This is a genomic window from Psychrobacter sp. 1Y4, assembly GCF_051847555.1.
Map to the genome: position 1 here is coordinate 65,472 of NZ_JBPYDE010000015.1, position 13,094 is coordinate 78,565.

Annotated in this window: 10 protein-coding genes; 4 read left to right on the plus strand and 6 right to left on the minus strand. The window is 40.7% G+C overall.

The window, feature by feature from the left end:
* Positions 1–103 precede the first annotated feature (103 nt).
* From ACS8FC_RS12380 to ACS8FC_RS12390, 3 genes are all read right to left on the minus strand, one after another.
* Entirely contained in the window at positions 104–1,126 is a 1,023-nt protein-coding gene (locus ACS8FC_RS12380) for a DUF4062 domain-containing protein (protein WP_439263599.1), read from the minus strand.
* 205 nt (positions 1,127–1,331) lie between these two features.
* Positions 1,332–2,168, minus strand: coding sequence for a glutamate racemase (gene murI / locus ACS8FC_RS12385; protein ID WP_439297028.1), 837 nt, complete (start codon positions 2,166–2,168; stop codon positions 1,332–1,334).
* Positions 2,169–2,422: 254 nt separating this feature from the next.
* Positions 2,423–3,127, minus strand: a complete 705-nt coding sequence (locus tag ACS8FC_RS12390) for a DUF1285 domain-containing protein (protein WP_439297026.1) — start codon at positions 3,125–3,127, stop codon at positions 2,423–2,425.
* A gap of 659 nt (positions 3,128–3,786) precedes the next feature.
* Between ACS8FC_RS12390 and ACS8FC_RS12395 the strand changes: the two genes are divergently transcribed.
* Positions 3,787–5,424 carry an electron transfer flavoprotein-ubiquinone oxidoreductase gene (locus ACS8FC_RS12395; RefSeq protein WP_439263616.1) on the plus strand — a complete coding sequence of 546 codons (1,638 nt, stop codon included), beginning with the start codon at positions 3,787–3,789 and terminating at the stop codon, positions 5,422–5,424.
* Positions 5,425–5,536: 112 nt separating this feature from the next.
* Here the strand turns inward: ACS8FC_RS12395 and ACS8FC_RS12400 are convergent, their stop codons facing one another.
* Entirely contained in the window at positions 5,537–7,033 is a 1,497-nt protein-coding gene (locus ACS8FC_RS12400; protein ID WP_439263603.1) for an alanine/glycine:cation symporter family protein, read from the minus strand.
* Between the two features lie 1,181 nt (positions 7,034–8,214).
* On the opposite strand from ACS8FC_RS12400, the gene ACS8FC_RS12405 reads away from it, so the two are divergent.
* From ACS8FC_RS12405 to ACS8FC_RS12415, 3 genes are all read left to right on the plus strand, one after another.
* Positions 8,215–8,475 (plus strand): DUF4212 domain-containing protein, encoded by a 261-nt coding sequence (locus ACS8FC_RS12405; RefSeq protein ID WP_299221704.1) that lies wholly within the window; start codon positions 8,215–8,217, stop codon positions 8,473–8,475.
* Between the two features lie 3 nt (positions 8,476–8,478).
* The gene (locus ACS8FC_RS12410; RefSeq protein WP_439263605.1) at positions 8,479–10,347 is read left to right on the plus strand and encodes a sodium:solute symporter family protein; all 1,869 of its coding nucleotides are present in this window, start codon (positions 8,479–8,481) and stop codon (positions 10,345–10,347) included.
* Between the two features lie 168 nt (positions 10,348–10,515).
* Entirely contained in the window at positions 10,516–11,061 is a 546-nt protein-coding gene (locus ACS8FC_RS12415) for a hypothetical protein (protein ID WP_439263607.1), read from the plus strand.
* Here the strand turns inward: ACS8FC_RS12415 and ACS8FC_RS12420 are convergent.
* Positions 11,058–11,663 carry a rhomboid family intramembrane serine protease gene (locus ACS8FC_RS12420; protein ID WP_439297027.1) on the minus strand — a complete coding sequence of 202 codons (606 nt, stop codon included), beginning with the start codon at positions 11,661–11,663 and terminating at the stop codon, positions 11,058–11,060. The genes ACS8FC_RS12415 and ACS8FC_RS12420 overlap by 4 nt on opposite strands.
* Before the next feature lie 26 nt (positions 11,664–11,689).
* The gene (locus tag ACS8FC_RS12425) at positions 11,690–12,736 is read right to left on the minus strand and encodes a 5'-nucleotidase (protein ID WP_299221694.1); all 1,047 of its coding nucleotides are present in this window, start codon (positions 12,734–12,736) and stop codon (positions 11,690–11,692) included.
* Positions 12,737–13,094: the final 358 nt, after the last annotated feature.

Sequence of the window (13,094 nt, forward strand, 5' to 3'; positions counted from 1 at the left end):
GGCAAAATACAGTTTGTTTGTTACTTCTACCTATTTATGATCATGAATAAATCTAGACGATGACGTGATGATTGCGCCCTAACCCATATAAACCTTAGTGTACTCACATATTGCTATCTTTATATATTTTTTTGGCATAAAAAGTCATTTTCCATAACTCTTGTGATGCCTTTGCACCGGACGCTGTCAACTGAATCCAATTAGCAGCCACCAATAGGCTTTGTAACTTATTCAAATCATTTTGAGCAATTTGGCAGCGTGAAACTGCATGGACATTAGGCATCATTTTTTTAATGTCTTTGTCTGCCTTAATGGTAATTAGACGATTTAGACAACCTTGCAAACCATGATTTGAAAAGGTTCCAGGCATGCGTGCCAGCGCATGTAATATTTGCTCCCAAGTCAGGCTCGTTGACATTGTGATATCAGTTAAGTTACCACCTTCGTAGGCTTGAGCACTGTACTGCATGTCAAATTTTTCTGATAAATCAATGGATTGTGTGATGTTATCCGTTGCATCAATACTTTCATCTGATTGGCTATCGAGATTATCATCATCACGAGGCTTACGACTTACCTTAGTAAAAGTGCTCGATGTTGACCCAAAGTCACGCGGCGTCACATGACTCTGAGTGATAGAATCTTTGGTACTACGATCTATTGTTGTCCGGCTTGGTACCCCATTTAATTCGGCAGTTATATTGTCATAAGCGATTTTAAGAAGCTCGTCAATATTGGTATTGTCATCATAATAATAGATGTCTTCTACTTGTTGCTCCACCAAGCGGGTAAAGTCGTGTAATTGACGACCCACATCGACAGAGCGAGTTTGAGATTTAACTAGCACAAACATAGGTTTTAGCTTGGCCCTTGCACTTAGATAACTCAGATGCATTTGGCTAACACCTAGATTTTGTGTTGTACCATAGCTGTCACCGATAACGACGATCGCGTAATCACAAGCGTCAACAGATTGTCGGCCATATAAAGAAGCTTGCGGCAGTCTAGGTGAGACGTCATAGGTCAAGAACGCACGAGATTGAAAAAACACTGCCAAACCGTCTAGTACCAACGGTTGCTCATGAGCTACGCATATTATATGGACGTGATAGCGACGACTTTGCAATATACCCCCTACAACGACAGTGATAATAATGACATAAAAAAGTGCCCAAACATGCAGGCTTTATAAATATAAACTTAGCACAATCTTAGCAAAGTATGGACGATTTGTGATTGATTTGTGGCAATTATTCTAGTAACGATAGTATATCAAACTGCTAAATATCTTGAACTGTCAGAAAAGCACATTTAAACAATTGGTTTAACAGTTAAAGCATATACTGTATTTGTATATGCTCACCTAAAAGACACGACACCAACTTATCTAGCCTTTCATCATGTTTGGTTGCATAAAAAACCAATGGCGGCCTGTTATGACAAGTCGCCACTAAAGACTTTTGAGCCAATAGCTTTTTTTCAGCGAGTAAAGACTGGACACGCGTGGCAATCGCTTGTCCTGAGTCTACTACCTGTATGGCAAACTGTTGGGCTTTGATCTCATGAATCAAAAAATCTTTGAAAAAAGGATAATGCGTACATCCTAATACCAAATAATCTACCTTAGCATGTGCAAAGTGTCGTAGCTGCTGACGTAAACGCTGCGCGACCTCAGACGTCTCTGTCATACCAGACTCTACCCATGGCACCAATTGCGGATCAAAGTATTTGGTTACTTGAGTTCCGCTAGGGATCGCTATATCAGTAATGACTTGATTGAGTAACGTCCCATCTAAGGTGGCTTTGGTGGCCAGTACGGCCACATGACCACTGTTGCTGGCTATGACAGCAGGTTTGAGTGCTGGGACTAAACCCACAATAGGAAGGTTTGGATAATGTCGACGCGCGGCCTCTAATCCGTGTGCAGACGCACTATTACAAGCGATAACGATCAACTTACAGCCTCTTTGGTACAGCCATTCTACTGCTACTAGCGTTAGTTTTTCAATATCTTGACTCTCACGATTGCCGTAGGGTACATGTAATGTATCGGCATAATAGATATAGTGTTCGGCTGGTAGTTGCTGCGCTAAATGCAGATAAACTGATAGCCCGCCCACACCTGAGTCGAAAAGACCAATCGGCGCTGAGTCGTTTTCGCCCTTCATACCACATTTATAGTTGGTTGAATTGACCGATATGTCTTTAGCGTTGGTAACAAGTCTATTTGTCACTGAAGGCAAAACAGCATCAACAGTACTCATAGCTTAGTACTACTATCATGGTGTAGAGCGAGCTTAGCAAGATTTATATGTTGATTCACAATGTATGTATTGCCATGTTGTTTGATAAAAGACTTATTTTAAAGCATACCAACGTCTGACGCACCCAATCGGTAATCCATGTTTATAATGAGTAAAAATTAATTATCAGGCATGAGTAACTGATAAAACTGTCCCCCACTCTGTAAGGTCAGTATCACTTCATCGTTTTGCTCTGTCAACTGACCAATTTCTGTGAGATGATAAAATGTATTACGGCCGATCAATGCCGTTAAACCATTGCGGACAAGCATATAAGGGCGCACTTGCTCTTTTGCAGTTTCTTTTTGCGGTGTGCTTGGTTTGTATAAACGCAGCTCAATCGGATGCTCGTTATCCAAACGCACCACATCACCTGTCGTCGTTGTAAACTCTAACCAACTTACCCCCTCTTCAGTCACGATACCTACATCATTAATCAATAATGGGACATCTTCGACCTGAATACGTAACTTTTGGACTGGGGTTTTTAAAAAATACTCAGTAGTACTGTTGGTTTGTTCTTTCCATAAGACGGTAGCAAACAAGCTGATCAATGACTGCCGGGTCACCATGACCCCTTCATGCCACCATTCTCCATTGGCTTTGATGACTAGATCCATATCTATCGTTTGCTCTGGTTGCCATTTATCAAGCGGAGGTATAGAACGTCCTTGACGAGTACCAGCGGATGATTTTAGATAGTGGCTTAGAGAGTCTAAGTTGTTTAGACTTTGAGAGCTCTGCCCACTATCCTTACTACCTTTACTATCATCAATAGCTGTCATGTCTATATCACTAGTCTCATTAATCGTGTTACTGCTCATAGCATTGTTTCCTAATATTCATCAAAGTTTGATAACGACAGCACTATTATTAATTATAGTTTCGGGTATGATAAAACGATTAGACTTTAGATGCTCATCGTATTAGTCTTACCTTAACACTGATATCTATAAATGCGTATCGTGTTTATAGGACTTTTCTTTTATAATGAGTAACGAATTTTATTAAAATGACGATAATTATGTCGTTTTGATTGTCCTTTATTATGTTGTTCATTAATATGATCTCAATGAAGATATTGTCGATTAAAGCCGCAAAGACAGTTTTTATCGGGCAGCCATATGTCTGAGAGGTACTTGTGTCGCAAGCATATTATTTAAGTGCGAACGTGATACCCAGAGATAAGCCACTATAGAGTTTAGGAGTAGGTATGCAAGAGCAAGATAAACAAACGCCAGTCATTGATGCTGATATCGTTAATACTGACGCACCAAGTACTGTAGATACATCCACGACAGAATCGCCAGAAAATACACAAGACAATGTAGAAGACAACTCTGCTGAAAAAGCGTCAACTGAGGCTGCTGTCACTGAAGAAGTTACCAAAGAAGAAGCCGCTGAAGACAACCTTGTTGATAAAGCACCTGCTGATACAGCACCTGAGCCTGAACCAGTAGAGCCTGAAATTGAGCGCGAATCGATGGAGTTCGACGTTATTATCGTCGGCGGCGGTCCTGCAGGTCTGTCTGCGGCTATTCGCTTACGTCAGCTTGCCATTGAAGCAGGCAATGACGAATTTATGGTATGTGTTGTCGAAAAAGGCTCTGAGTTTGGCGCACATACGTTATCAGGTGCGGTGATTGAGCCACGTGCTTTGGACGAATTGATACCTGATTGGAAAGCTAAAGGCGCGCCTTTAAACGTGCCGGCTATCGAAGACCGTGTTTACATGCTAGGTTCTGAGACTAAAAGTACCAAGCTGATGGACTCAATCGTACCAGCCAGTATGCATAACGAAGGCAACTATATTGTCTCATTGGCCAATGTTGTACGCTGGCTTGCTGAGCAGGCAGAAGAGCTGGAAGTTATGATGTTCCCAGGCTTCCCAGCTTCTGATATTTTATACAACGATGATGGGTCAGTAAAAGGTATCTTGACCGGTGATATGGGCGTAGCCGCCGATGGTGAAGCCAAAGCCAGTTTTGAGCCAGGTTATGAATTACTGGCAAAATATACTATTTTTGCTGAAGGTTGTCGTGGTCACCTTGGCAAACGCTTAATTAGCCGTTTTAGCCTAGATAAAGACTCTGATCCGCAGCATTATGGTATCGGTCTAAAAGAGCTATGGGAAATTGCACCAGATAAACATGAGCAGGGTGTGGTCATGCATGGCTCAGGTTGGCCTTTAACTGACACGGGGTCGACAGGCGGCTGGTGGTTATATTTCGACGAAAACAATCAAGTTAGCTTTGGTATGGTGATTGACTTATCGTATTCTAATCCATACATGTCACCGTTTGATGAAATGCAACGTCTAAAGTTACATCCGCTTATTCGCAATATCCTAGAAGATGGTAAACGCGTCTCTTATGGTGCGCGCGCTTTGACCAAAGGCGGTCTAAACTCTTTACCAAAATTCACTTTCCCAGGTGGGGTACTTGTGGGTGATGATGCAGGGTTTTTGAATCCAGCAAAAATCAAGGGCACACATACTTCAATGAAGTCAGGCATGCTTGCAGCTGAAGCCATCTTTGAAGCACTACAAGCCGATCGTCAGCATGATGATGTGGTGGCATACAGCACGATGTACAAAGAATCATGGCTTTATGAAGATAATTATGAAGCACGTAACTTCGCGCCTGCGATGCACCGTATGGGCCAATGGATGGGTGGTGCCTTTAACTTCATCGAACAAAATATCCTACGTGGCAAAATGCCATTGACTATTCATGATAATTTAAAGGATTACGATCAGCTAGAGCGTGCAGCTCATGCATATCAGCCCGTATATCCTAAACCTGATGGTAAACTGGTCTTTGATAAATTGTCTTCAGTATTTATCTCCAACACCAATCATGCAGAAAACCAGCCCACACACTTGAAACTGACAGATCCGACAGTACCTGTGTCTATTAATTTACCGTTGTATGCTGAACCTGCACGTTTATACTGCCCAGCTGGTGTTTATGAAGTGACAAAAGACGCTGAAGGCGCAAAGTTTGTTATCAACGCGCAAAACTGTGTCCACTGTAAAACTTGTGATATTAAAGATCCGTCACAGAACATTACATGGGTAACGCCAGAAGGCGGCGGCGGTCCTAACTATCCAAACATGTAAATCATGTTTTAGATAATTTTCATTATAAACAGCTAGCTACTTTCCAATAAAAACCGCCCTTATCGTTAAGGGCGGTTTTTTATACTTATCTATCTAATTATTAAAATAAAGCTTAGTCGGTCCAAGCATCACGATTTGCCTCATCTTTCAACTTAACAAAGTCATCAGGGTCAAATTTGATTTGGTCTCCAGTTTTGCCTTCTTTTACTTGACGTTCATAGTCACGTAATATTCTAAGTGCCACAGGTGATAGGATTAGAATGGCTGTTAAGTTGGTTAAGGCCATAAGCCCCATAGATAAATCAGCAAAGTTCCATATCGCAGGTAGACTTGCGATGGCACCGATGAACACCATCCCTAATACCATAAAGCGGAAAATCATAATCATAACTTTGGCGTTTTTGGCACCAGAGATAAACTCAAGATTAGACTCACCATAACTGTAATTAGCAATGATAGAGGTGAATGAGAAAAAGAAAATAGCAATAGCAACGAATATAACACCCAGATCACCAACATACTGTGATAAAGCCAACTGCGTTAGCTGAATACCTTCTTGTTCAACGTTTGGATCAACCACACCTGACAGAATAATGATGGAGGCTGTGGCAGTACAAATAATCAATGTATCCATAAAGACACCTAGCATTTGCATAAAGCCTTGCACCGCTGGATGATCTGGATAACTTTTAGCAGTTGCCGCAGCATTAGGTGCTGAACCCATACCGGCTTCGTTGGAGAAAAGACCACGCTTGATACCGTTAATCATTGCCTGAGCAATACCATAACCAATGACACCGCCTGCTGCTTGCTCAAAACCGAATGCGGACTTGACAATAAATGCGATAGCAGATGGAAATTGACTAAAGTTAGTGACGATAATAAATAGCGCTAATAATATATATAAAATGGCCATTACTGGGACAATTTTACCTGCAATACGCGCGACCGAACGTAATCCACCAAAGACTACTGGTGCGACCAATACCACCAATACTACGCCCGTCATCCACGTAGGAATACCAAATGCTTCGTTGGTTGCCTGTGCGATAGTATTTGATTGAACACCATTAAAAGCCAAACCAAACGCAACGAGCAAGCATATGGAGAAAAATATCGCAAGCCAGCGTTTACCTAAGCCTTTTTCGATATAGTAAGCGGGTCCGCCTCGGTACACGTTATCGCTATGAGGTACTTTGTATGCTTGCGCTAAAGTCGACTCGATAAAACTGGTCGACATACCAACGATTGCAGTCATCCACATCCAAAACACAGCCCCAGGCCCGCCAAGATAAATGGCTATCGCGACCCCTGCCAAATTACCCGTACCAACCCGTGCAGCAAGAGAGGTCATCAAAGCTTCAAACGAGCTGATACCACCATCTTTGCGGCCTTGATTAGACACACGTAATAGTTTCCACATATGTCCAAAATGGCGGAACTGAATAAAGCGTGTGACCACTGTAAAATAAAGACCTGCACCAATTAATACGAACATTAATAATCCGTACCAAGGGTTATTAACAATTAACCAATCGTTATTACCCCAAATGATACTAACACCGTAATTTACGATATTGTTAAACCAACTTGCTATCCCTTCGCCCATACTTTCACCTTCATTTCATATATTAGTGATGCTGTAAACTGCATCATAAGCTTATATTGTTTGTCCGATGGTTTTGTAGTTAGCGCTGTCTTTAAAGCCAGAGCGCAACGCCATCAGTAACCGTTACTACGAAGGTTATCTTCGATCTTTTCTTAAAATGCCTTATATGATTACATTGGCTGTAACCAAACCGAACATTCCTGTATCTATATTTTAACTCACTATGAGTGTTTTGGCTCTTTTACTCTAACCGACTAGAAGGCAATAAGCTTAAACCAACATAATTCTCTTAAATATACAAAGAATTTAGTCAAATTATCATTATTCGCGTGCCCCCTATCAACCTACGTTACTACTTACGTTAATTTTTTTATAAAATAAATGGCGTAAAGTGAATATAACCATTAAGATAACAAGGAAATTTACTATTTTTCAGTCTAAAACGATAGTTGAGAAATCGTTTTTGTTCCAATCAGCACCATAATTAATATTAAGTTTCTGCTAAATAAACATTTAGTTACAATAAGTAATTTACATTTAATTATTGTTAATTGAGTAAATATTGTATATATTCCTAATAAGTTTATGACTAACCAGTTTAATAATAACAATATTGTTATTTGACTTTTATAACAGATGTACAGATTTTGTAGTTGTCTATAATTCTTATATACATTTTTAGTTTTGGCAAGTGTAAAACATATGTGTAAAAATAACGATTACAGTGATGTTGTTTAATCAATAATAAACTTATTTATGATCAAATTTGTATTGTTAACTTTATCTACCTCAGATACAAGTCAAATAGAGTTTAACAAACAGAATATTCAAAAGGTTGGATAAAAACGACGGAGTGTTAATTTATATAAACCTCCTTTGAATTTTTAAATTACGCTGTTCTCTAAGATACGTTACTACGTTACATTGTCAGCGATATTGCACCAGTGATTATATCTTTATAAGATTTTAGTGTTACAAGAAATCGCCTCAAGCTTATCCATGTTGTTGGTAATTTTTGATTAATAATATTGATTGGTCATTCTGTTTTAGTTTTTTGTACCCTGTGGCTCTATTCTTTCGCTATAAACGATACAGCTTTAGACAGTATATGCTAAACCATAATGACTTATTAAAACTCAATTATTAGTCTTGTATTTATGTCAGGCAAAAGGAGTTGTCCTATGGAAAACCACAACGACCCATCCGGTTATTGGCGTGCCAATGTCCGTCTCATCTTAGGTAGCCTTGTTATCTGGGCTCTATGTTCTTATGGCTTTGCTATTTTATTACGTCCGCTACTTGCAGGAATTCAATTCGGTGGTGCTGACTTAGGCTTCTGGTTTGCGCAGCAAGGATCCATTGGTATATTCATTATCTTAATTTTCTTCTACGCTTGGCGTATGAATAAGTTGGATAAACAATACGGCGTAGATGAGGAATAAGCCATGAGTCAGTATGTCATTAATATTATTTTTGTAGGGCTATCTTTCGCGCTCTACTTCGGTATTGCTATTTGGGCTCGAGCTGGGACGACCAGTGAGTTCTATGTGGCAGGCGGCGGCGTTCACCCTGTCGTCAACGGTATGGCGACCGCGGCTGATTGGATGAGTGCGGCGTCTTTCATCTCTATGGCAGGTCTTATTGCAGCAGGTGGCTATGGTGCGTCCACTTATTTAATGGGTTGGACTGGTGGTTATGTTCTACTAGCCATGTTACTTGCTCCTTACTTACGTAAGTTCGGTAAGTTTACCGTTCCTGATTTTATTGCCGATCGCTTTTATTCTAAGACTGCAGCTATGATTGCCGTGGTTTGTTTGATTGTGGCGTCTACCACATACGTTATCGGTCAGATGACAGGTGCTGGTGTTGCCTTCTCACGCTTTTTAGAAGTTGAGAATGATACGGGTCTGATTATTGCTGCTGTCGTGGTTTTCTTCTATGCCGTACTAGGTGGTATGAAAGGGATTACTTATACACAGGTTGCGCAGTATGTGGTCTTGATGATTGCATATACTATCCCTGCGGTCTTCATCTCACTTGAGCTAACTGGTAACCCTATTCCAGGATTAGGCTTATTTTCAACACACGTAGAATCAGGTATTCCATTATTAACTAAGCTTGACCAGATCGTGGTTGACTTAGGTTTTGAAGCTTATACTGCTGATGTGCCTAATAAGCTTAATATGGTGTTATTTACCTTGTCGCTTATGATCGGTACAGCAGGTCTACCGCACGTTATCATTCGCTTCTTCACTGTACCTAAGGTGGCTGATGCGCGTTGGACTGCAGGTTGGACGCTAGTGTTTATCTCTTTGCTATATTTTACAGCCCCTGCAGTTGGTGCTATGGCGCGTCTAAACTTAAACGATACTATTTACCCGCAAGGGGTTGATCAGCCTGCGCTTGAGTACAATCAGCGTCCTGATTGGATGAAAACTTGGGAAGATACAGGTCTCATTAAGTATAATGATCTAAATAACGATGGCCGTATTCAAAGATACTTTGATAGTGGTCTTGGTAATGCTAAGTTGGCATTAGCAGCAGCTGAATCTGAAGGAGGCGACGTTGCTGCAGCTACTGCGGCGGTAGCAAAAGCACAAGACGCTCATGATCAAGAGCTTGATGGTCGCTTTGCTGATGCTGGCTGGGCTGGTAACGAGCTTGATGTCAACAATGATATCATTGTATTGGCGAATCCTGAGATTGCACAGCTTCCACCTTGGGTTATTGGTCTAATTGCTGCAGGTGGCCTGGCAGCAGCATTATCGACAGCAGCAGGTCTATTGCTCGCAATTTCATCAGCCATTAGTCATGATCTAATCAAACGTAACTTAAATCCAAACATCACTGATAAAGGTGAGTTACAAGTCGCTCGTATCTCTATGGCGGTCGCTATTGTTGTGGCTACTTGGCTCGGACTAAATCCACCTGGATTTGCCGCACAGGTCGTTGCATTGGCTTTTGGTATTGCAGGTGCCTCACTGTTCCCAGCGCTAATGATGGGTATTTTCTCCAAGCGCATTAATAACTTAGGCGCTATTTGTGGCATGCTTACCGGCCTACTTACGACCTTGGTTTACATATTTGTCTTCAAAGGCTGGTTCTTTATTAGTGGTACTGCCAACTTCCCTGATACTGCTGAATATTGGTTGTTTGGTATCTCGCCATTATCATTTGGTGCGATTGGTGCGCTACTTAACTTTATCGTAGCCTTTGTGGTATCTTACGCTACTGCGCCTCCACCGATGCATATTCAAGAATTGGTTGAGAGCGTACGTTCTCCGCGCGGTGCTGGTGGTGCAATAGATCACTAGTCTTACGTACAATGATATATGCTTTGTTATTATATATCACTCACAGGCAGTAACTGCTTGTGAGTGATTTTTTTATCTCATAATTAATAATTATCTCACAAGAGTTGATATGTTCTACTTTGTTAGATGCCTCTTATCAAACATGGCTATTATGTTAAGGAATATTTTATGCTTTTTGAGTTTATTGCCACCATAGCTGCTGCCTTTGGTATGGCTGGATTAGCACTTATCATAACTCACCTCAGTAAATTGGCTGGTAAACGCGCACCAAAATGGCTAATCCCTCTATTTGCCGCTATTGGTATCTTTAGTTTTCAGATTCATCAAGAATATAACTGGTATCATCAGCAAGTCGCTAAGCTCCCTGAAGGTGTAACCGTTATTAAAACAGCTGAAAGTACAGAATGGTTTCGTCCATGGTCTTACGTTAAACCACAAATATTACGCTTTATAGCAGCAGATGTTGATAATGCGAGCGTACAGCTGGACAACTCGGATATATATTTGGTCAATTTGTATTTGTTTGAAAGACGTAGGAGTGTGCAGAAAATTCCACAAGTTATAGACTGTAGTGTTCCTGCACGTGCAGATTACGTACTACCAGAAAAAGGCAGTACGCTTACAATTGATGAGCATGTGAGACAAACAACTGCATGGCGAGACTTGGCAAAAGATGAGCTACTATATACCAGCGTCTGCCCCACTAAAGCCTAACTACGAACGGTCGTACTCGTATAATGATGCTTCGAGTTTGCTCCTAATAGCAAGCCGGCGCATAAACCGCCAAAGTGCGCGGCAAAAGAGATACCAGACTGTGGCATCAGTCCTTGTTTGATAATAAGCCAATAACCTGTTCCCATGACAATACAGGCCAGTAAGTAACCCCAACGCTTAGCGAATAAGGCTCCCCCTATCATATAGCCGAGCATGGCAAAACACAGCCCTGAAGCACCGATATGTATGGATAATGGCGAACCAATGACCCACGTAACTACTCCTGAGGCGACAACCAATTTAAAAACGGTGCGATAAGCGTTGTTTTCAAAAAACCCAAACAAAAATAAAATCTGTAATAAGGTTACTGTGTTACCGAGTAAGTGAGAAAAATTACCATGCATTGTCCATGAAGCAACTATGCCGATCATACTGCCTATGTCTAATGCACGTGGCACAATACCAAAAATATTCCACAGTCCAAATAATACAAACTCATTTAAAAAAAACATCCCCCACATTGGTACAAGTACAAAAGCATATAAGCCAATAACCTGCTTAAGTCGAACCATCACCAATGCTAATACTTGTCGCCAATTCATCTTTGATCCTCTCTTTTAACTTTATATTAATGGTCTACAGAAGAAATAACAGGCTGTGCGGAGGTAAAGGGTAATAGCGAAGTATCTTTGTTAGCAGTTAAATAACTATTAGCATATAGTAAAGACGTTGAGTGATAAGGCACCAATGCAGTAGGAACAAAGTGACGAGCCGCGTTAATATGCTGAATGGAGTCATCAAAAAAGATATGCGGTGCAAAGGTCTTAAGTACTGCTGTTTTTTCAAGCCCTCCTAAGAAAAATGCCATATCAACATCTACGCCCCACTCACGTAGCGTCTTGATAGCGCGTAAATCAGCGGGTGCATTACGAGCTGTCACTAGCGCAATCTTTATTGGACAATGATCGAGCCGTGCTGGTAAACGTTCCTGTAAGCTTGAAAGCTTAATTAACAGTTCAGCATAAGGACCTTTCTCAATCGGCAAATCACGCATCAATGCTTCACGTTCATGGAAAGCCTGCAAACCTTGTTGCTTATATAACAACTCTCCTGAATCGTCAAACAGTACAGCATCGCCATCAAAAGCTATACGCAACTGCTCAGTATCAAGCTCATAGGTATCTACAGGCGTGGCATCAAGTATCGCACAAGCACAGATATTAGCATCTGCAACTTGTTGCGCGTCGTCACGATTGGTAGTCAAAAATAGGTCTACTTTAAAATCTGCAATATAAGGTGCAACCGGACTGCCAGAGATAAAAGCTGAACGTGATATATTTAGTCCATGAGCGCGTATGGCATTGAGTACTTGAATACCAGTATCAGGGCTACTTTTTGAGACAATAACAACTTCTACTAAAGGGGCTTCAACATCTGAATCTATTGGTGGCTGATTGTAGTTGTTTAAATTAAGAAGAGCCTGAATGAGCGGATAACCTGCACCTATGTTCAAATCATCATTCTCACGTACTGCCATATAATCACGAAATTCTTTGACGGCATTATCAGGCCTTTGTTGCAACAATTGCAATAAATGGTTTTCTGATTCTGATAAATCAAATAGCGCTGTTGCAGAAATTGCAACTATCAAGGTATTACTAAAATCAACTGCCATGACTATCTCTACTTATAATATTTCATATATTCAACATTTTAGGTGACCAGTTTACTACATCTTCAGTGTTCTTATAATCTTAAGAACTGATACGCCAATATCATTTAATTAGTAAAATTAAGATGTTAAATACTATTAATCATTTGTCTGAGCATTACCATCTAAATCTAACAAGGTAGCATTGGAGTAAACAGTCTTATACAAAATCCACAAAAAAGCCATACCGTTATAATAACGATATGGCCTAAAGAGATTAATTCTAAAGCTTATTATTCATCAGCTTTAACCAAGCAGCACCAAAGAGATCGCTGGGAACGCAACCAGAATAACCAAGCGAATGACATCAGAGACAATAAAC

Coding starts and splice junctions, on each gene's coding strand:
- ACS8FC_RS12395 (WP_439263616.1), top strand. CDS start 3,787: ATGGAGTTCGACGTTATTATCGTCGGCGGCGGTCCTGCAGGTCTGTCT.
- ACS8FC_RS12425 (WP_299221694.1), bottom strand. CDS start 12,736: ATGGCAGTTGATTTTAGTAATACCTTGATAGTTGCAATTTCTGCAACA.
- ACS8FC_RS12390 (WP_439297026.1), bottom strand. CDS start 3,127: ATGAGCAGTAACACGATTAATGAGACTAGTGATATAGACATGACAGCT.
- ACS8FC_RS12415 (WP_439263607.1), top strand. CDS start 10,516: ATGCTTTTTGAGTTTATTGCCACCATAGCTGCTGCCTTTGGTATGGCT.
- ACS8FC_RS12410 (WP_439263605.1), top strand. CDS start 8,479: ATGAGTCAGTATGTCATTAATATTATTTTTGTAGGGCTATCTTTCGCG.
- ACS8FC_RS12400 (WP_439263603.1), bottom strand. CDS start 7,033: ATGGGCGAAGGGATAGCAAGTTGGTTTAACAATATCGTAAATTACGGT.
- ACS8FC_RS12420 (WP_439297027.1), bottom strand. CDS start 11,663: ATGAATTGGCGACAAGTATTAGCATTGGTGATGGTTCGACTTAAGCAG.
- murI (WP_439297028.1), bottom strand. CDS start 2,168: ATGAAGGGCGAAAACGACTCAGCGCCGATTGGTCTTTTCGACTCAGGT.
- ACS8FC_RS12405 (WP_299221704.1), top strand. CDS start 8,215: ATGGAAAACCACAACGACCCATCCGGTTATTGGCGTGCCAATGTCCGT.